Genomic DNA, 18,527 nt, shown 5'->3' on the forward strand with positions numbered 1-18,527 from the left:
CGACACGCCCGCCGGGCAGAGCAGCGGACCGACGAGCGAGGGAGGGAGCCGGAGCGATGGGCGACCGCAAAGAACAGCCCCTTCGGGTGGGCGCCGCCGTTCGGCGACGGCGCCGGACGCTGGAGCTCACCCTTGCCGTCGTGGCCGAGCGCAGCGGTCTGTCGGTCCCGTTCCTCAGCCAGGTCGAGAACGAGCGGGCGCGCCCGAGCCGTCCGTCACTGGAGCGCATCGCCGACGCCCTGGGCACCACCGCCGTCGAACTGCTCGCGGCGGCCGACCCGGCGTGCAGCGTGGACGTGCTGCGTGCCGACGACGAAGAGGTCGCGCCGGGAGCGGCGCGCATGCGCGCCCTGGTGCGCGGCCACCACCAGCTGCACGCGATGGAGTTCATCGGCGACCACGACGAGGGCCGGGAGTTCCAGCACCGCAACGACGAGTTGATGTACGTGGTCGACGGCGCCGTCGAGGTGGAGGCGGAGGGCCGGGCGCACCGGCTCGGGCGCGGGGACACGCTCTACCTGAGCGGCGGGGTGCGTCACCGCTGGCGGGCGACGGAGCCGGAGACCCGCGTGGTCGTGGTCGCGGTCGCCGACCATATCGAGGCCATCGAGGACGCCTCCAGGCGGCGCTGACACGGCCCGGAGGCCCCTGACACCCGACGGCGCCGCCCGAACGCCGTCCCGGCCCGTTCTGCCGGCGCGCGGGGGTGCGCCCCGCTGCAATACTCACCGTCATGCCCGACGTGCGTGTCGTCTCCCTCGTGCCGTCGCTGACCGAGGCCGTGGCCGCCACCGTGCCGGGCGCCCTGGTGGGCGCCACGGACTGGTGCAGCCATCCGGCCGGTCTCGACGTCACCCGGATCGGGGGAACCAAGAACCCGGACGTCGAGCGGATCGTCCGGCTGGCCCCCGATCTGGTGGTCGCCAACGAGGAGGAGAACCGGGAGCCGGACCTGGCCGCCCTGCGTGCGGCGGGCCTCGAGGTCCTGGTCACCGAGGTGCGCAGCGTCCCCCAGGCCTTCGACGAGCTGGAGCGGGTCGTCACCGCCTGCGGGGCGGCCGCCCCGCCGCGCTGGCTTGCGCAGGCCAGGGGGGCCTGGTCGGGGCTCGCGGAGCCGGCGACGCGGAGGACCGCCGTCGTCCCGGTGTGGCGGCGGCCCTGGATGGTGCTGGGCCGGGACACCTTCGCCGGGGACGTCCTGGCCAGGCTGGGCGTGGACAACCTGTACGCGACCCACCCGGAACGCTATCCGCGCATCCCCCTGCCGGAACTGCGGGAGGCGGCGCCCGACCTCGTGGTCCTGCCCGACGAGCCGTACCGCTTCACGGCGGACGACGGCCCCGAGGCCTTCGAGGGTGTTCGTTGCGCGCTCGTCAGCGGGCGCCACCTCACCTGGTACGGGCCGTCGCTGGCCCGGGCGCCGCAGGTCGTCACCGAGGCGCTGCGAGCAGCCGTCCGCTGACGACCCCCCGGCCCGTGCGGAGGGCGGTGACCGCCCAGGCGGCCACGAGCAGCAGGTACAGGCCGATCGCGAGCCCGTCCAGAGCCACGAGGCCGGTGCGCCGGGCGAGCGCCTCCGCGCCCGTGACGCAGGTGCCGACCGGGAAGGTGAACGCCCACCAGGTCATCCCGAAACCCATGCCGTGGCGGCGGGCCCGCAGCACCAGCGCGGCGGAGAGCCCCAGCCACAGCAGGGCGAAGCCCAGCACCGGGACACCGTAGAGCAGGGCGAACACGCCGAATCCCCGGTCGTAGGGGGCCGGGACGACGCCCGTCGCCGCGTTCGCGGCCGCGGCGACCGCCGTCGCCGACTGGCCCAGCGGGCCGAGCACCAGGAACAGGGTCGGGGTCTGGGGGAGCGGCGGCGGGCCCGCGGTGATGAGGCGGGCGAGGATCGCCGGCAGCAGCGCCAGGGTGGCCAGCAGACTCAGCCCGAACATCGCGAAGCAGGCGAGCAGCAGCGTCTCCCGGGGCTGACCGGCCGGAAGATGGGGGACCAGCAGCGGGCCCTGGGCCGCCGAGACCATGGGGGCGACCACGGCCAGCAGCCAGACCGGGGAGGCCTGGCCCGGCTCCGTGCGGTGCCGGGCGACCATCAGGTACGGCACGGCGACGGCGACGACAAGACCGACGGCCGTACCGGCGGTGAAGAGCACGGTGTCCACGGCGAGGGCGGGGCCCGCACCGATCCAGTCCCGGCCGACGACCAGGGTGGCACCGCCCACGGCCAGCAGGGCCATGGCCAGACAACCGTAGAAGGGCGCCATGGCGGGGTCGAGCAGATGGGCGTGCGCCTGGTCGCGGTGGTGGGTCCAGTGCAGCGCGCGAGCGCCGAGGAGGGCGAGCAGCAGGGCGGACGACAGCGCCCAGACGGCCGCGCAGACCGTGCGCAGCCCGGCCTCCTGCGCGGACCCCGGCAGTCCCGCGCCCGCCGTCGCCACGATCGCCGTTCCCATCACGACGGCGTACCAGTTCGGGCCGAGGTGCCGGACGGCGGTGGCGCGCCGACGCGGTGCGGGCAGGGCGAGGGACCGGGCTGCGAAGACCATGTCCCTCACGGTGGCGTCGAAACGGGCCCCTGACCAGGGGCTGCTTCTCTATGGGGGCATAAGGTGAGTTTATGAGGGAGGACGTTGGGCATTCCGTGGCCGGACTCGCGCACCGGGTGCCGGAGCTGGGGGCGCTCGAGCTTCTGCTCGCGGTGGCCCGGCTGGGCAGCCTGGGGCGGGCGGCGCGGGAGCTGGGCATCACCCAGCCCGCGGCGAGCAGCCGGATCCGGTCGATGGAGCGGCAACTGGGCGTGGCGCTGGTGGACCGTTCCCCTTCGGGCTCACGGCTGACCGACGCCGGAGCGCTCGTCACGGACTGGGCGCGGCGGATCGTGGAGGCTGCCGAGGCGTTCGACGCCGGGGCGCAGGCGCTGCGGGGCCGGCGGGACTCGCGGCTGCGGGTGGCGGCGAGCATGACGATCGCGGAGTACCTGCTGCCGGGCTGGCTGATCGCACTGCGTGGCCGGCGGCCGGACACGGCGGTGTCGCTGCTGGCCGGGAACTCGGCGGCGGTCGTGGAGCGGCTGCTCGCGGACGAGGCCGATCTGGGCTTCGTCGAGGGCCTGTCCGTCCCGGCGGGTCTGGACGAGACGGTGATCGCACACGACCGGCTGATCGTGGTGACGGCGCCCGGGCATCCATGGGCGCGCCGCCGGCGCCCGCTGTCGGCCGCGGAGCTGGCCTCGACACCTCTCATCCTCCGTGAGGAGGGCTCGGGCACCCGCCAGGTGCTGGACGCGGCGCTCGGTGGTCTGGCCCGGCCGCTCCTGGAGCTGTCCTCGACGACGGCGGTCAAGGCCTCCGCGGTCAGCGGGGCCGGTCCTGCGGTCCTGAGCGAGTTGGCCGTGGGCGAGGAACTCGCGGCCCGCCGGCTGGTGAGCGTCCCGGTCGAGGACGTGCGGCTGGACCGGGACCTGCGCGCGGTGTGGCGCACCGGCCACCGGCCGGCGGGGCCCGGCCGCGACCTGCTGGCCCTGACCCGGGTCTAGGGTCTGTCGTCCGGATCACGCCGGCGTCGAAAGGCGCGGTCGCCGCCGGCCGAACTGATCCGGACGACAGACCCCGGGGCCCGTCGTCCGGGTCACGCCGGCGTCACGGGGCGGCGGACGCCGCCCGTACCAGCGCCCGCATCACCCGCAGGTCCTCGTCCATCTCCGGATGCCACTGGACGCCCAGCACCCAGCCGGCACCGGGCAGTTCCACCGCCTCCACCGTGCCGTCCACCGCGTACGCCGAGACCACCAGGCCGTCGCCCAGCCGGTCCACCGCCTGATGGTGGTACGTCGGCACCGAGGCCGGCTCCGGCGCAGCCTCCGCGTACCGGGTTCCGGGCACCGGATCCACCGCGTGCCGGCCGAACACCCCGACCTGCGTGACATGTCCGTCGATGTGCTGGACGAGCGTGCCGCCGAGAGCGACGTTCAGCAGCTGCATCCCCCGGCAGATGCCGAGCAGCGGCGTGCCGGACGCCAAGGCCGCCTCGATCAGGGCCAGTTCCCAAGCGTCCCGCTCGGGCGCGGGAGGGCCGGTCCGCGCGGAGCGCTCCGCGTCGTAGCGGGCCGGGTCGACGTCCGGGCCGCCCGCGATCACCAGGCCGTCCAGCCGGGCCACCGTCGCCGCCGCGTGCACGGGACCGTCCGGCGGGAGCATCACGGCGAGCCCGCCGGCCCGCTGCACCAGGCGCGGATAGCCCACGGGCAGCAGTGCCGCCTCCAGCTCCCACACACCCCAGCGCGCGCCGGCCTCCAGATACGTACTCACACCGATCAGCGGTCGTGCCGCCACGCGGACCTCCCGGGGTTCAATGGAACGCTTTCATACCTTTGCGCGGTGGCTATGCCAAGAAACCCCGCAGCAGCGCCGCCGTGCCCGCGCAGTGCTCCCGCATCATCTCCCGCGCCCCGTCCGCGTCCCCGTCGAGGACCGCCTCCACCAGCGCCTCGTGCTGCCGCTGGGAGTGCTCGAGGTTGCGCACCAGCAGGGGGATGCAGTCCAGCAAGTCGTTCACCGTCGCCCGCACCGCCGCGTACTGTGCGGTGAGCGACGGCGAGCCGCCGAGCCCGGCCAGGGTCAGGTGCAGCAGCGTGTCCAGCCGCCGGTACTCGGAGAGCGGGGCGTCCTGCGTGCGGGCGAGCGCCTCCCGCAGACGGCCGGCCTGCTCCGCCGTGAGGCCGTGCGCCGCGCACAGTCCCGCCGCCCCCACCTCCAGTACCTCGCGGAACCGCAGCACGTCCTCGATGTCGACCTGCTCGATACGCCGGCGCAGTTCGTCCTGGCCGCCCGCGTCGAGGCGCGGCAGCACGAACGTTCCGCCGTACCGCCCCCGCCGCGACTCCACGAGTCCCTGGTCCTGGAGCACCTTCAGCACCTCGCGCAGCGTCACCCTGCTGATGCCCAGCCGCTCCGCCAGCTCCCGCTCCGCGGGCAGTCGTTCACCGGCGGGCACCAGTCCGAGCCGGACGACCTGGAGGATCTGCTCCAGCGCCTCCTCGAAGCCGTTGCCGGCCCGCACGGTCCGCAGCACCGGCGTCAGCCGGTCCTGCACGGAGCCGCTCCCGGGTTCCGCCTGCGACATCCGGCCGTGCCCCCTTCCCAAGAAATGGTTCTCGGAAATACCTTATGGCTCTCGGCGGACCGAAGGAGACCTCCCGTGGCACACCGCACACCCCCGCTCGGCGTCGAGGAGCTGCACGCCCTCGTCGCGGGCGGCGAGATCGACACCGTCGTGCTGGCCTTTCCCGACATGCAGGGACGGCTCCAGGGCAAGCGGTTCGCCGCGCGGTTCTTCCTCGACGAGGTCCTGGAGCACGGCACGGAGGGCTGCAACTACCTCCTCGCCGTCGACACCGAGATGAACACGGTCGACGGCTACGAGATGTCCTCCTGGGACCGCGGCTACGGCGACTTCGCCCTCCGGCCGGACCTGGACACACTGCGCCGGGTGCCCTGGAACGAGGGCACGGCCATGGTCATCGCCGATCTCGCCTGGAACGACGGCTCTCCCGTGGTGGCCGCCCCCCGCCAGATCCTCCGCCGCCAGACGGAGCGCCTCGCCGCCCTCGGACTCACGGCCCAGGTCGGCACGGAGCTGGAGTTCATCGTCTTCAAGGACACCTACGAGCAGGCCTGGGACGCCAACTACCGAGGTCTGACGCCGGCCAACCAGTACAACATCGACTACTCGGTGCTCGGCACGGGGCGGATCGAGCCCCTGCTGCGCCGGGTCCGCAACGAGATGGCGGGCGCGGGCCTGACCGTGGAGTCCGCCAAGGGCGAGTGCAACCCGGGCCAGCACGAGATCGCGTTCCGGTACGCCGAGGCCCTGGTCACCTGCGACCAGCACGCGATCTACAAGACCGGTGCGAAGGAGATCGCGGCCCAGGAGGGCGTCTCGATCACCTTCATGGCCAAGTACAACGAGCGCGAGGGCAACTCCTGCCACATCCATCTCTCGCTCGCCGACGCGGACGGCCACAACGTCATGGCCGGTTCGTCCGGCGCCCCCGGCGGGATGTCGCAGACCATGCGGCACTTCCTGGCCGGGCAGCTCGCCGCGCTCCGGGACTTCTCGCTCCTCTACGCGCCGGGCATCAACTCCTACAAGCGGTTCCAGGCCGGGTCCTTCGCCCCGACCGCCGTCGCCTGGGGCTACGACAACCGCACCTGCGCCCTGCGGGTCGTCGGCCACGGCCGCTCACTGCGTTTCGAGAACCGCCTGCCCGGCGGTGACGTCAATCCGCACCTCGCGGTCGCCGGGATGATCGCGGCCGGGCTGTACGGCGTCGAGCAGGAGCTGGAGCTCCCCGAGCCGTGCGCGGGCAACGCGTACACCGCCGAGCACGAGCACGTGCCCACCACGCTGCGCGAGGCCGCCGAGCTCTGGGAGAACAGCCCCGTCGCCAAGGCCGCCTTCGGTGACGAGGTGGTCGCCCACTACCACAACATGGCCCGCGTGGAACTGGCCGCCTTCGACGCCGCGGTGACCGACTGGGAGCTGCGCCGCTCCTTCGAACGCATGTGAAAGGTCCTTTCGTGCCGAACGAGCTCGATCTGCAGGTACTCAATCCGGCCACCGAGGAGGTCGTCGCCACCGTCCCGGCCGCCACCGCGGCCGACGTGGACGCGGCCGTCGGACGGGCCGCGCGGGCGCAGTCGCGGTGGGCCGCGCTTCCTCCGGGTGACCGTGCCCGGCTGCTGCGCCGGTTCGCCGGGGCGGTCGACGACCACCTCGAGGAGCTGGCCCGGCTGGAGGTCCGCGAGGCCGGTCACACGGTCGGCAACGCCCGCTGGGAGGCGGGCAACGTCCGCGACCTGCTCGACTACGCGGCAGGGGGAGTGGAGCGCCTGACCGGCCGGCAGATCCCGGTGCCCGGCGGCCTCGACATCACCGTCCTCGAGCCGCTGGGTGTGGTCGGTGTGATCGCCCCCTGGAACTTCCCGATGCCGATCGCCGCATGGGGCACGGCACCGGCGCTCGCGGCGGGCAACGCGGTGATCCTCAAACCCGCCGAGACGACCCCGCTCACCGCCCTGCGCCTGGCCGAACTCGCCCTGGTGGCCGGTCTGCCCGAGGATCTGTTCCAGGTACTGCCGGGCCACGGCCCCGTCGCGGGCAACGCGCTCGTCGAGCACCCGGGTGTGGCCAAGATCGTGTTCACCGGGTCCACGGCCGTGGGCACGCAGGTGCTGGCGAAGGGCTCCGCCCACCTCAAGCGCGTCACCCTGGAACTCGGCGGCAAGAGCCCCAACATCGTGTTCGCGGACGCCGATCTGGACGCCGCGGCGGCCGCCGCGCCGATGTCGTTCCTCGACAACTCCGGCCAGGACTGCTGCGCCCGCACCCGCATCCTCGTCCAGCGCTCGGTGTACGACCGCTTCCTCGGCCTCCTCGCCCCCGCGGTCGAGTCGGTCCGGGTCGGCGATCCGGCCGACGAGAGCACCCAGATGGGCCCGCTGATCTCCAGGGCGCAGCTGGACAGGGTGCGTTCGTACGTGGCCGCGGATGCGCCCGGCATCCGCGGCAAGGCGCCCGAGGGCCCCGGCTTCTGGTTCCCGCCCACCGTCCTCACCGAGGTCGGCCCGCAGGCCCCGGTGGCCGTCGAGGAGGTCTTCGGACCGGTCGCCGTGGTCCTGCCCTTCGAGGACGAGGCCGACGCGATCCGTCTCGCCAACGACACCGTGTACGGCCTCTCCGGCTCCATCTGGACGCGGGACGTCGGCCGGGCGCTGCGCGTCTCCCAGGCCGTCCGGGCGGGCAACCTGTCCGTCAACTCCCACTCCAGCGTCCGCTACTGGACCCCCTTCGGCGGCTTCAAGCAGTCGGGGATCGGCCGCGAACTCGGCCCGGACGCCCTGACCGCCTTCACCGAGACCAAGAACGTCTTCATCAGCACGGAGGGCCCCGCACAGTGACAGCTCAGACATCGGACACCATCTGCCGCCGACTGGTGGGCCGTGCCGCCGTCATCACCGGTGCCGGCAGCGGCATCGGTCTCGCCACCGCGCGACGGCTCGCCTCCGAGGGGGCCCATGTGGTGTGCGGGGACATCGACGAGACCCGCGGCAAGGCGGCCGCCGAGGAGGTCGGCGGGCTGTTCGTGAAGGTCGACGTCACCGACCCCGAGCAGGTGGAGGCGCTCTTCAGGGCGGCCCACGACACCTACGGCAGTGTCGACATCGCGTTCAACAACGCGGGCATCTCGCCGCCGGACGACGACTCCATCCTGGACACCGGCCTCGAGGCGTGGAAGCGGGTCCAGGAGGTCAACCTGACGTCCGTCTACCTGTGCTGCAAGGCCGCCATCCCGTACATGCGGCGCCAGGGCAGGGGCTCCATCATCAACACGGCGTCGTTCGTCGCCCGGATGGGGGCGGCCACCTCGCAGATCTCCTACACGGCGTCCAAGGGCGGGGTGCTCGCCATGTCCCGGGAACTCGGCGTGCAGTTCGCCCGCGAGGGCATCCGGGTCAACGCCCTGTGCCCCGGGCCCGTCAACACCCCGCTCCTGCAAGAGCTGTTCGCCAAGGACCCGGAGCGTGCCGCGCGCCGCCTGGTGCACATCCCGGTCGGCCGGTTCGCGCGGGCCGAGGAGATCGCCGCGGCGGTCGCGTTCCTCGCCAGCGACGACTCCTCCTTCGTGAACGCCACCGATTTCCTTGTGGACGGCGGAATCTCGGGCGCGTACGTCACGCCCCTTTAGGGGCAAAGGGTATGGTCCACGCCATATGAGACACCTCTACGCGTGGACCCTCGTCGCGGCCGCCGTCCTCGCGGCGGCCGCGACGCCTTCGCCGGCCGCCGCGACCGCCCCTCCCACGAAGTGCCCCCGCCTGAAGGAAAACTGGTACGGCGACAACCGGGAGCGCCTGCAGCAGCTGATCGACGAGCGGGGCACCTGCTCCGAGTCCGCCCGGGGTCCGGTGGCCGTCTTCGACTGGGACAACACGGTGACCAAGAACGACGTCACCGACGCCACCCTCTACTGGGCACTCGGACACGACAAGATCCTGCGCCCGGCCCGCTGGAAGCACACCAGCCGGTGGCTCACCGACGAGGCCGACCGGGCCCTCACCGAGGCGTGCGGGACCGGCACCCCGGTCGGGTCGCCGCTGCCGACGTCCACCGAACCCCGCTGCACCGACGAGATCCTCGAGATCTACGGGGACGGCAGGACCATGAGCGGCGCCGCCGCCTTCGCCGGCCGCTGGAACCACCGGCGCACGGTCCCGCAGTACGCCTGGATCCCGCAGCTCTTCGCGGGCCACACCCTCGCCGACGTCTCCGCGTACGCCCGCAGCGCACGCGCCAGGGACCTCGCCGCACCCGTCGGCGCGACCCGGGTCCTCGGCACGCACACGGTCCCGGCGTACGTCCGCTACTACGCGCAGCAGCGCGACCTGATCCGCACGCTGCACCAGGCCGGGTTCGACGTCTACATCGTCTCCGCCGGCTTCGAACCCGTCACCGAGGTGTGGTCGCGCGGCGTCGGCGTCGACCCCGCGCACACCGTCGCGATCCGCTCGGTCCTCGACCGCCGCGGCCGCATCACCACCCTGACCCGGGGGTGCGGCGGAGTCCCGGCGAGCCGGGGCGAGGTCATCCCGTACATCGACGGCAAGCGTTGCTGGATCAACCAGGAGATCTACGGCGTCCGGGGTGCGGCGGCATGGCACCGGCAGCGCGCGGAACACCGCCCGGTGCTCGCGGCGGGCGACGCCGACACCGATGTCACGTTCGTCGGCGACGCCACCGGCGTCCATCTGGTGATCAACCGGAACAAGGACGAACTGATGTGCAGGGCGTACGACGACGCCGACGGGCGCTGGCTGATCAACCCCATGTTCATCGAGCCGCTGCCGCGCAGGCCCGACCTCTATCCGTGCTCGACGACCGCCTACAACAGGCCGGACGGCGGCCGTGGTCCGGTCCTGAGGCGCGACGGCTCGGTCGTCCCGGACCAGCAGGACACGGTGTTCTGAGCGAGTTGCCGCCGGCCCCGTGTGGCGGTTCACGGCACGGCCTACAGTGCCGGGATGAGCAGTGCGCCCCCGCCCGGCTGGTATCGGGATCCGTCGTACCCGCTCACCGAACGCTGGTGGGACGGGGCCGCCTGGACCGACCACCGGCGGCAACCCGATGCGCCCGTGCCGCCGGTGGCGCCGCCGGAGCCGGCCGACGGCCGGGAGCCCAGGCGGGCCGGGGCGATCGCGCTCACGACGGCCGGGGCCGTGCTCGTCGCCGCTGTCGTCACCGGCGTCGTCGTCCTCGGGCACGACGGCGACGGGGCGGCGCGGGCCGAGTCCTCCGCCACGGCGCCGACTTCGGCCCCGGCGAGCGACGGGTCGCCGACCGCCGCGGCGCCCTCGGCGACCGGCGATCAGAACGTCGTCCTCGACGACCTCAACGGCATCACCTTCCCCGTGCCGAAGGGGTGGGCAAGAGCCGAGAACGTCGCCGAGGACGACGTCGTGCTGACCACACCGGGTGTGTACGACTGCCCGGGCGACCCCGGCTTCTGCCGCCGCGGCCGGGTCCTGTCGCGCACCGCCACGTCCGCGCCCGGGGCGTCCCCGGAGTCGATCGCCAAGGGCGACATCGCCGACGCCGCGGACGAGGAGTACGACCGCGATCCGATCGGCAACCGCCCCTACGGCGGTGTCACCTCCCACCGGCTGCTCGGGTCCGGCCAGATCGCGGTCGCGGGCCGGGCCGGGTACTTCGTACGCTGGCGCGTCAACACGGCGAAGGGGCCCGGCGGTTGTGTCGAGTCCCTGGCGTTCCCCTCCAGCGCGGGCTCGCAGACGCCGGTCGTCGTCCGCTTCGCCTTCGACGCGGGCCCGGACGGTCCGCCGCTGTCCGACATGGACAGGATCACCAAGGGGATCAGACCGGTCGGCGACGCGGCGGCGAGCGGAGGGGTGGGCAGCAGCATCGGTCCCGGGCACTGACACCCGGCCGGCCTCAGAGGAAGGTGTGCCCCTCACCGCGGTAGGTCGGCACCGTCGCCGTGACCCTGTCGCCCTCCACCAGGTGGAGTTCGGCGAACCGTTCGCACAGCTCCCCGGCCTTGGCGTGCCGGAACCACACCTTGTCGCCGATGAGCAGGTCGTCGGCGGGTGCGCCGAGCAGCGGAGTCTGCACCTCGCCGGGACCCTCCTGCGGGTCGTACCTCAGGCCTTCCGGCAGATACGGGACGGGCAGCCGGTCGGGGCCCGCGACACCCGACGCGGGATAGCCGCCGCCGAGCACCGTCACCACCCCGACCCCCGGCCTGCGCACGACCGGCTGCGCGAACAGCGCGGCCGGACGCCCGCGGAACGAGGTGTAGTTGTCGAACAACCGCGGCACGTACAGCCCCGAGCCCGCCGCGATCTCCGTCACCGCGTCCTCGGCGGCCGTGTACTGGACGCTGCCCGTGCCGCCGCCGTTGACGAACTCCAGGTCCGGCACCACGGAACGGACGGCGCGCACCGCCTCCGCCCGCCGTCCGGCGAGCTCCCTGCGCGCCGCGGCCTGCATCAGCCGGATGGCGCGCGAGCGCACCGGCCGCCCGGCCACCGCGTCGCCGACGCCGGCTATGTGGCCCTCGTACGCCATGATCCCCACCAGCCGGAAACCGGGCGTGCGCGCCACCGTACGGGCCATCTCGGCCATCCGGTCGGGGGAGTGGAGGGGCGAGCGCCGCGCTCCGACGCGTACGCGCCCGCCGAGCAGCTTCAGCGAGGTGTCCAGCTCCAGGCAGACGCGCACCTCCTCGGTGCCGCCCTGGCGGGCGCCGTCGATGAGGTGCAGCTGCGCCGGGTCGTCGATCATCACCGTCACCGCGGCGGCGAGCTTGGGATCGCCGGCCAACTCGGCGAAGCCCCGCCGGTCGGACGACGGATAGGCGAGCAGGACGTCGTCGAAACCGGACCTGGCCAGCCACAAGGACTCGGCCAGGGTGAAGGACATGACGCCCGCGAAGCCCTCCCGGGCCAGCACGCGTTCGAGCAGAGCGCGGCAGCGGACGGACTTGCTGGCGACACGGACCGGCTTGCCGCCGGCCCTGCGCAGGACGTCCTCGGCGTTCGTGTCGAACGCGTCCAGATCCACGATCGCGAGGGGCGCGTCGAGGTCGGCGGTGGCCCGGTCGTACCGGGCCCTGTCTGCGGCGCGGGCAGTCATGAACGCAGCCTGCCAGATGCGATTACCGCAGGGTAGGGGGACGATCCGGGCAGATGCCCCGGTGCCGCGGACTGGTTCCCGTTCGAGGGCGTTCAACCCGTAGAGTGACGCGCACGCGGGGTGGACCGTGTCGGATCCGCCCGGGCGCGCACGTCCGGGATGGGTGTCCGTCCGCGCGGGTATGCCTGCCCAGGACGGGGTGGCGGTCCCGCACCCCGCAGGACCGGCCGCTCCCCGTGGGCGGTCGAACACCCCGGCGACGCCGGGGCGGGCCGGCCACGAGGAAACGGGGGGTGCATGAGCACGGAAGCGCACCGCGCCTCCATTCCTCCGCGCCCCACGACACCGCCCCGTCCGCCGACCGCGCCGGACGAGGCCCCCGCACACCCGGACCCTACGCCGCCGGCCCCGCAGGAGCCGCCCCGGATGGCGTGGCACGAGGGCACCCCCGGATCCGTACCGCCGCGGCCCGAGCACCCGCCCGCGGGACACCGTGCCGACGCGCCCCGGGTGCCGTCCGCCGGCGCGACCTCGTTCCCGCCGCCACCGCTGCCCGAGCAGGCCGACAGGGCGGGAAGCCGCGGCCTGACGGACGCCCCCTCGTCGGAGGCGCGGGGTGGGCCGCCGCGCCGCGCGCCGGAGTCCCTCCGGTTCCCGAACCTGCGTCTCGACCGCGGTGCCCAGCCGTACGGCCCGCCCCCGCCCACGGCTTCCTCGCGCTTGCCCGACGAGCCTCCGGCCGCCGGTGCCGTGCCGCGCGGCGTGGACGCGCAGGCGGTGCCGCCGCCGCGGGCCTCCCTGCCCGCCGAGGGCATCGTGGAGACGACGGTGCGCCTCGGGTTCCAGCGGGACGGGAGCGGTCCCGCCGCCCCGCGCCCGTTCGTCACCACCCTTGCCCAGCCGGACACATCCGCGGCCGGCACCCGGCGCCGTCCCTTCCTCGGCGGGCGGGTGCACCCCCGGATCGCCGCGGCGGCGGCGTGCCTGGTCCTCGGCCTCGGGCTCATCGGCGGTGCCGTGACCGGGACCTGGCTCACCGGGGACGGCTCGGGGGAGGGGGCCCGGGACGCCTTCGCCGTCGCCGGGGGCCTGTGGCACAGCGTCCCGGTCGACCAGCTGTTCCCGCCCACCGTCCAGGGTCCGGGCGCGGGCCCCGGCGGTGCCGACCGCACCTGGACCAGGGTCGCCGTCGCCCCGGACGGCACCTGCAAGGCCGCCTTCGACCCCCTGCTGCGCAAGGCCCTCGCCCCGGTCGGCTGTCTGCGGCTGCTGCGCGCCACCTACGCGGACGCGACCGGCAGCCATGTCACCACGGTGGGCCTGCTCTTCACCCGGGCCGACGCCGCCGCCATGACCGCCCTGAACAGCCGCTTCAGGAAGGAAGGGCTGGACCGGCGCACCGATCTGATGCCCCGCCCCTACGCCGCGAAGGGCACGGCCGCCGAGAGGTTCGGCGACGCCCAGCGCGCCTCCTGGACGATCTCGGTCCGCACCGACGCCCCCGTCGTCGTCTACTCCGTCTCCGGATTCGCCGACGGCCGCACGGTCACCGAGCCGCAGCCCTCCGCGCAGGCCACGGCGACCGGGGCCACCACGGCCCCCGCCCAGGCGGGCCTCGGCTTCGATTCGGCCGGACTCGCCGACCGCGTCGGGTCCGCCCTCCGAAAGACCGTCACCTCGGCCACGGAGAAGCCGTCATGAGTGTCCGCGGGGTCGGCGCCCGGTTCCTCACCCTGCTTCTCGCCGGCTCCTTCGTGGTGCTGCCCTCCACCGCGGCGTACGCCGACGGGATACGCGCCCAGGAGTGGGCCCTCGAGGCGCTGCACGCCCAGCAGGCCTGGCAGACGACCAAGGGCAAGGGGATCACCGTCGCCGTCCTCGACACCGGCGTCGACTCCACCCATCCCGACCTGGCCGGCAACGTCCTGACGGGCAAGGACCTGGTCGGCTTCGGCGCCGAGCGCGGCGATCGTTCCTGGGCCCGGCACGGCACCGCCATGGCCGGCATCATCGCCGGTCACGGCCATGGTGCCGGGGACGCCGACGGCGTCGTCGGCATCGCACCCGAGGCCAGGATCCTTCCCGTCCGGGTCATCCTCGAGGACGGCGACCCCGGCCGCACCAAGGCCCGCAACACGCGCGGCAACGCCCTTGCCGAGGGCATTCGGTGGGCCGCCGACCACGGCGCGGACGTCATCAACCTCTCCCTCGGCGACGACTCCAAGTCCGCGCACCCCGAGGCGGCCGAGGACGAGGCGGTGCAGTACGCCCTGAAGAAGGGCGCCGTCGTCGTCGCCTCGGCCGGCAACGGCGGCGAGAAGGGCGACCACATCTCCTACCCGGCGGCCTATCCGGGCGTCATCGCGGCGACCGCCGTGGACCGCTACGGCACCCGCGCATCGTTCTCCACCCGCCGCTGGTACGCCACCGTCAGCGCGCCCGGGGTCGACGTCGTCATCGCCGACCCCGACCGCAAGTACTACGAGGGCTGGGGCACCAGCGCGGCGTCCGCATTCGTCTCGGGCGCCGTGGCACTGGTCAAGGCAGCCCATCCGGGCCTGTCCCCGGCCCAGGTCAAGCAGTTGCTGGAGAAGACGGCACGCAACGCACCCAAGGGCGGGCGCGACGACTCCCGGGGCTTCGGCTTCATCGACCCCGCGGCGGCCATCAAGGCGGCGGCGCACCTGAAACCCCAGGGCCTGCACGCGGCGGCGTACGACGGCAAGTACTTCGGCCCGGGTCCCGACACGTCCGGAGTCATGTCGAACTCCCCGGGCTGGGCCGGTCCGCTGGCGGGAGGCCTGGGCGTGGCGCTGCTGGTTGCGTCGGTGATGCTGTGGCGCAACCGGACCGGGCCGTGGGGCCGTTGGCGTTGACGGGGCGCCGTCATCAGGCGAACGCCGAGACCGCCGCCCGGGCCGCCGCCTCCACCAGTGAGATCCCCTTCTCCTTGGTGGAGCTGCCGTTCGACAGCGTCGCCACCAGGTAGGTGCGGCCGCCGGCCGTGATCCGCCCGATGCTGTTGACGTCCCACAGCCCGGTCGCGCTGCGCGCCAGCCAGCCGTTCTTCAGCGCCCACCCGGCACCGTCCGCGGCCGCCGACACGCCCCAGCGCTGGTCCGCCGCGATGTTGCCCATGAGCCCCTGCAGATACGTCCGGGAGGCGTCGCTCAGCTCGGAGCCGTCACCGAACACCTGCTGGAGCAGAGCGAGCTGATCGCCCGCGGTCGTCTGCGTCAGACCCCACAGGGGACCGTCGCCACCCGTGGTGTCCGTCAGGCCGAGGCGCTTGTTCGCACGGGCGAGCCCGTCCGCCCGTCCGATCGCGGTCCACAGCGCGGAGGCGGAGTCGTTGTCGCTGTCCTCGATCATCGCGGTGGCGTACGCCTTCTCCTGCGCGGTCAGCCGCCGGTCCGCGTCCTGCGCCTGCAGCAGCAGCGCCGCCAGGATGTCGACCTTCACGATGCTCGCCGTGTCGAAGGCGCCGTCGCCGTAGCGGGCGCTGTCACCGGAGTCCACGTCGAGCACCGCCACGGCCACGTCGGCGCCGTCCTCGACGGCCACCGCCCTCATGGCCTTCTCCAGCAGCGCGTCCCGGTCGTCCGAGGGTTCCGCCGCAGGTTCCACCGATGCCTCCCGGCTCGCCGAGGCCGACGCCGAGGGCGTCACCGACGACTGCGACGATACGGCGCCCGCGTCGGCGTGCGCCCTCACGTACACCGTCCCCGCCACGGTGCCGCCGACGACGACGGCAGACGCCAGCACCGTGGAGAGAACCGCGCGGCTCCGGGAGGATCGGGCGCGGCGACGGGTGACTCTGTGGGACTCCATGCCCGCGATGCTCGAAAGCGGTCCTGTGCGCGGCTTGGGACGGGCATGAGAGCCGTGTCAGTAATCGCTGAGAAATCCGTGAGGCGGCCGCCCGCCGGGGTCCTGGGCCGGCACGCGCCCGGCGGAGACCCCTCGATAGGGTCGGTCCGTGGCGAACAAGAACATTCCCGACTCCGGCTTCTCCGACGACGACGGCTCCGCCGACCCCCGGCTGAGCGCGGCGCTCGCCGCGTGGGCCGAGGACCGAACCGCCGTGGGGCCCGTGCTGGAGGCCCTGAGGAGTGCGCGGCTCCTCGTTCCCGTGGTCGCCCTCCTCGGCGAGGTGGAGGAGGTCGCCCACGAGGGCCACGGGGGCGTACTGCGCCGCGAGAAGAGCAGTGAGATGGCCGTGCCCACCCTGAAGGCCGGCGGCCGCACGGCCCTGCCCGCCTTCACGTCCACCGAGTCGCTGGCCCGCTGGGACCCGCAGGCCCGCCCCGTCGCGGTCCCCGTGCACCAGGCGCTGCAGGCCGCCGTGCACGAGAAGGCCGACACGATCGTGCTGGACATGTCGGGCCCGGTGCCCTTCGAGCTGTCCGGCCCCACCCTGCTGGCGCTCGCGGAGGGCCGCACGACGACGGATCCGCTCGCCGACCCCGCCGTGACCGACGCCGTACGGGCCGCCGTGGCGGGTGAGCCCGACGTGCTGCGCGCCTACCTCGGCCCCGGACAGGCCGACGGCATCCTGGCGCTCGTCCTGGCACCCGGCGCGGCGCCGGCCGAGGCCGCCGGCGCCGTGGCGCGGCGCATGGCGGCCGACGAGACACTGAGGGCCCGCCTGGTGCGGGGCCTCGACCTGGCGGTACTGCCGGCCGAGGCGGCGCCTCCGGGCGAGCCCCTGTTCGTCCGCGGGTGAGCGGGTCGCGGTCGCCGGACGAGGAACCGGTCCGGCGTACCTCCGACTAGCCGTAGACCGGACCGGTGTACTTCTCGCCCGGTCCCTGGCCCGGCTCGTCGGGGACGACCGAGGCCTCACGGAACGCGAGCTGGAGCGACTTCAGGCCGTCGCGCAGCGGGGCCGCGTGGAAGGAACTGATCTCCGTCGCGCTGGCGTCGAGCAGACCGGCCAGGGCGTGCACCAGCTTGCGGGCCTCGTCCAGGTCCTTGTACTTGTCGCCCTCCTCGGTCAGACCGAGCTTCACGGCGGCGGCGCTCATCAGGTTGACGGCGACCGTCACGAGCACCTCGACGGCGGGGACCTCCGCGATGTCACGGGTCATGTCGTCGAAGTCGGGACTCCCGGCGGCGGCCGGGGACTCTGCGGAAGCCGGGGATCCCTCGGGGGAGGTGTCACTCATGCCCCACACGATAGGCCCAGGCCCGGTGCCCGCCGCCCTCGGGAGGGGGCCGGGCGCGGACCGTGGGCGGGGTGCCGGATGCCGGGTGCACGCCGGTTCGCACCACTCACGGGGAGCTGCTAACCTTGTGTGACGACCGGCCGGACATGGCAGTGCCCGGCCCACAAGTGGAGGCTCCGATCTCCCACCTGACCGTCCTCCGGGACGGCGGGTCACCGGTCAGGCGGCCACCACCGTTCCGTACGGACGGTGGAGTCGCCCGAATGCGCGCCCCGCGGTACACCCGCGGCGGTGCTCCGGATGCTTTGGAGCCCCGCCTGTGTACCGTTCGGGGCATTTTTCGTGTGCCGCGATGGTTGGGTCCCATGTCAACCAGACATACGCGGCTGTCCGCCAGACGGTCGTGATGGTGCTACCGAGGAGGATCCATCAGCACCGAGCCCCGCATCAACGACCGGATTCGCGTTCCCGAGGTGCGACTTGTCGGTCCCAGCGGCGAGCAGGTGGGCATCGTGCCGCTTGCCAAGGCCCTGGAGCTTGCGCAGGAGTACGACCTGGACCTGGTCGAGGTCGCGGCGAACGCCCGTCCGCCCGTCTGCAAGCTCATGGACTACGGGAAGTTCAAGTACGAGTCGGCCATGAAGGCCCGTGAGGCGCGCAAGAACCAGGCGCACACGGTCATCAAGGAGATGAAGCTCCGGCCGAAGATCGACCCGCACGACTATGACACCAAGAAGGGTCACGTCGTCCGGTTCCTCAAGCAGGGCGACAAGGTCAAGATCACGATCATGTTCCGCGGTCGCGAGCAGTCCCGGCCCGAACTGGGCTACCGGCTGCTGCAGCGTCTCGCGGAGGACGTCCAGGACCTCGGCTTCGTGGAGTCGAACCCGAAGCAGGACGGCCGGAACATGATCATGGTTCTCGGTCCGCACAAGAAGAAGACCGAGGCCATGGCCGAGGCTCGTCAGGCGCAGGAGGCCCGCAAGGCCGAGGCGAAGGCCCACCCGGGCCGCTCGCAGAACGCCGCCGAGGCCGAGTCCACCGAGGCCCCGGCCGAGGCTTCCGCCGAGGCGTGACCCCCGGGACGTCAGTCCCAGGACCAACCGATACTAGAGCGACGCTCCGACGTGCCCGGTTTCATCGACC

The 18,527-nt window shown here is 73.5% G+C and carries 18 protein-coding genes; 12 read left to right on the top strand and 6 right to left on the bottom strand.

Annotated features, from left to right (window positions below):
• Positions 1-56: 56 nt before the first annotated feature.
• On the top strand, positions 57-632 hold the full coding sequence (locus RCR19_RS29875) for an XRE family transcriptional regulator (RefSeq protein WP_059125663.1): 576 nt from the start codon (positions 57-59) through the stop codon (positions 630-632).
• Between the two features lie 101 nt (positions 633-733).
• Positions 734-1,462 carry a helical backbone metal receptor gene (locus RCR19_RS29880; protein WP_331267948.1) on the top strand — a complete coding sequence of 243 codons (729 nt, stop codon included), beginning with the start codon at positions 734-736 and terminating at the stop codon, positions 1,460-1,462.
• On the opposite strand, the gene RCR19_RS29885 is transcribed toward RCR19_RS29880, so the two are convergent.
• Positions 1,431-2,549, bottom strand: coding sequence for a TDT family transporter (locus tag RCR19_RS29885; RefSeq protein WP_331267949.1), 1,119 nt, complete (start codon positions 2,547-2,549; stop codon positions 1,431-1,433). The two genes, RCR19_RS29880 and RCR19_RS29885, sit on opposite strands and share 32 nt — an antisense overlap.
• A 71-nt stretch (positions 2,550-2,620) precedes the next feature.
• On the opposite strand from RCR19_RS29885, the gene RCR19_RS29890 reads away from it, so the two are divergent.
• Entirely contained in the window at positions 2,621-3,538 is a 918-nt protein-coding gene (locus RCR19_RS29890) for a LysR family transcriptional regulator (protein ID WP_331267950.1), read from the top strand.
• A 103-nt stretch (positions 3,539-3,641) separates the two neighbouring features.
• On the opposite strand, the gene RCR19_RS29895 is transcribed toward RCR19_RS29890, so the two are convergent.
• A complete protein-coding gene (locus RCR19_RS29895; RefSeq protein ID WP_331267951.1) occupies positions 3,642-4,334 on the bottom strand; it encodes a gamma-glutamyl-gamma-aminobutyrate hydrolase family protein in 693 nt (230 codons plus the stop codon).
• Between the two features lie 49 nt (positions 4,335-4,383).
• Positions 4,384-5,124 (bottom strand): FCD domain-containing protein, encoded by a 741-nt coding sequence (locus tag RCR19_RS29900; protein WP_059125658.1) that lies wholly within the window; start codon positions 5,122-5,124, stop codon positions 4,384-4,386.
• 75 nt (positions 5,125-5,199) lie between these two features.
• Between RCR19_RS29900 and RCR19_RS29905 the strand changes: the two genes are divergently transcribed.
• The 5 genes from RCR19_RS29905 to RCR19_RS29925 are packed head-to-tail and all read left to right on the top strand — an operon-like array spanning position 5,200 to position 10,997.
• A complete protein-coding gene (locus RCR19_RS29905; protein WP_331267952.1) occupies positions 5,200-6,570 on the top strand; it encodes a glutamine synthetase family protein in 1,371 nt (456 codons plus the stop codon).
• Between the two features lie 11 nt (positions 6,571-6,581).
• On the top strand, positions 6,582-7,961 hold the full coding sequence (locus RCR19_RS29910; RefSeq protein ID WP_331267953.1) for an aldehyde dehydrogenase family protein: 1,380 nt from the start codon (positions 6,582-6,584) through the stop codon (positions 7,959-7,961).
• Positions 7,958-8,749: a 3-oxoacyl-ACP reductase gene (locus RCR19_RS29915; protein WP_331267954.1), complete on the top strand. Its 792-nt coding sequence runs from the start codon at positions 7,958-7,960 to the stop codon at positions 8,747-8,749. The genes RCR19_RS29910 and RCR19_RS29915 overlap by 4 nt, the downstream gene beginning before the upstream one ends.
• A 25-nt stretch (positions 8,750-8,774) precedes the next feature.
• Complete coding sequence (locus tag RCR19_RS29920) at positions 8,775-10,028, top strand: haloacid dehalogenase-like hydrolase (RefSeq protein WP_331267955.1); 1,254 nt, start codon at positions 8,775-8,777, stop codon at positions 10,026-10,028.
• Positions 10,029-10,082: 54 nt separating this feature from the next.
• Positions 10,083-10,997, top strand: coding sequence for a DUF2510 domain-containing protein (locus RCR19_RS29925; RefSeq protein WP_331267956.1), 915 nt, complete (start codon positions 10,083-10,085; stop codon positions 10,995-10,997).
• Between the two features lie 13 nt (positions 10,998-11,010).
• Here the strand turns inward: RCR19_RS29925 and RCR19_RS29930 are convergent, their stop codons facing one another.
• The gene (locus RCR19_RS29930; RefSeq protein ID WP_331267957.1) at positions 11,011-12,213 is read right to left on the bottom strand and encodes an amino acid deaminase/aldolase; all 1,203 of its coding nucleotides are present in this window, start codon (positions 12,211-12,213) and stop codon (positions 11,011-11,013) included.
• A gap of 426 nt (positions 12,214-12,639) precedes the next feature.
• Here RCR19_RS29930 and RCR19_RS29935 point away from each other — a divergent pair, with 426 nt between their 5' ends.
• A complete protein-coding gene (locus tag RCR19_RS29935; RefSeq protein WP_331267958.1) occupies positions 12,640-13,914 on the top strand; it encodes a hypothetical protein in 1,275 nt (424 codons plus the stop codon).
• The gene (gene mycP / locus RCR19_RS29940; protein WP_331267959.1) at positions 13,911-15,089 is read left to right on the top strand and encodes a type VII secretion-associated serine protease mycosin; all 1,179 of its coding nucleotides are present in this window, start codon (positions 13,911-13,913) and stop codon (positions 15,087-15,089) included. The genes RCR19_RS29935 and mycP overlap by 4 nt, the downstream gene beginning before the upstream one ends.
• A 13-nt stretch (positions 15,090-15,102) precedes the next feature.
• Here mycP and RCR19_RS29945 read toward each other — a convergent pair whose 3' ends face one another.
• Entirely contained in the window at positions 15,103-16,044 is a 942-nt protein-coding gene (locus RCR19_RS29945) for a serine hydrolase (RefSeq protein WP_331267960.1), read from the bottom strand.
• A 148-nt stretch (positions 16,045-16,192) separates the two neighbouring features.
• On the opposite strand from RCR19_RS29945, the gene RCR19_RS29950 reads away from it, so the two are divergent.
• The gene (locus tag RCR19_RS29950; RefSeq protein WP_331267961.1) at positions 16,193-16,939 is read left to right on the top strand and encodes an SseB family protein; all 747 of its coding nucleotides are present in this window, start codon (positions 16,193-16,195) and stop codon (positions 16,937-16,939) included.
• Positions 16,940-16,985: 46 nt separating this feature from the next.
• On the opposite strand, the gene RCR19_RS29955 is transcribed toward RCR19_RS29950, so the two are convergent.
• Complete coding sequence (locus RCR19_RS29955) at positions 16,986-17,381, bottom strand: DUF1844 domain-containing protein (RefSeq protein ID WP_059125649.1); 396 nt, start codon at positions 17,379-17,381, stop codon at positions 16,986-16,988.
• A gap of 428 nt (positions 17,382-17,809) precedes the next feature.
• Here RCR19_RS29955 and infC point away from each other — a divergent pair, with 428 nt between their 5' ends.
• Complete coding sequence (gene infC / locus RCR19_RS29960; protein ID WP_079050106.1) at positions 17,810-18,457, top strand: translation initiation factor IF-3; 648 nt, start codon at positions 17,810-17,812, stop codon at positions 18,455-18,457.
• Positions 18,458-18,527 lie beyond the last annotated feature (70 nt).

The sequence above is a fragment of the Streptomyces sp. WAC07094 genome, from assembly GCF_036320405.1.
Taxonomy (GTDB): domain Bacteria; phylum Actinomycetota; class Actinomycetes; order Streptomycetales; family Streptomycetaceae; genus Streptomyces; species Streptomyces lannensis.

Bases quoted from the DNA above. Each gene is read 5' to 3' on its own strand.
- RCR19_RS29945 (WP_331267960.1), bottom strand. From the start codon at position 16,044: ATGGAGTCCCACAGAGTCACCCGTCGCCGCGCCCGATCCTCCCGGAGC.
- RCR19_RS29925 (WP_331267956.1), top strand. From the start codon at position 10,083: ATGAGCAGTGCGCCCCCGCCCGGCTGGTATCGGGATCCGTCGTACCCG.
- RCR19_RS29935 (WP_331267958.1), top strand. From the start codon at position 12,640: ATGGCGTGGCACGAGGGCACCCCCGGATCCGTACCGCCGCGGCCCGAG.
- RCR19_RS29930 (WP_331267957.1), bottom strand. From the start codon at position 12,213: ATGACTGCCCGCGCCGCAGACAGGGCCCGGTACGACCGGGCCACCGCC.
- RCR19_RS29885 (WP_331267949.1), bottom strand. From the start codon at position 2,549: ATGGTCTTCGCAGCCCGGTCCCTCGCCCTGCCCGCACCGCGTCGGCGC.
- RCR19_RS29955 (WP_059125649.1), bottom strand. From the start codon at position 17,381: ATGAGTGACACCTCCCCCGAGGGATCCCCGGCTTCCGCAGAGTCCCCG.
- mycP (WP_331267959.1), top strand. From the start codon at position 13,911: ATGAGTGTCCGCGGGGTCGGCGCCCGGTTCCTCACCCTGCTTCTCGCC.
- RCR19_RS29875 (WP_059125663.1), top strand. From the start codon at position 57: ATGGGCGACCGCAAAGAACAGCCCCTTCGGGTGGGCGCCGCCGTTCGG.
- RCR19_RS29890 (WP_331267950.1), top strand. From the start codon at position 2,621: ATGAGGGAGGACGTTGGGCATTCCGTGGCCGGACTCGCGCACCGGGTG.
- RCR19_RS29920 (WP_331267955.1), top strand. From the start codon at position 8,775: ATGAGACACCTCTACGCGTGGACCCTCGTCGCGGCCGCCGTCCTCGCG.
- RCR19_RS29900 (WP_059125658.1), bottom strand. From the start codon at position 5,124: ATGTCGCAGGCGGAACCCGGGAGCGGCTCCGTGCAGGACCGGCTGACG.
- RCR19_RS29880 (WP_331267948.1), top strand. From the start codon at position 734: ATGCCCGACGTGCGTGTCGTCTCCCTCGTGCCGTCGCTGACCGAGGCC.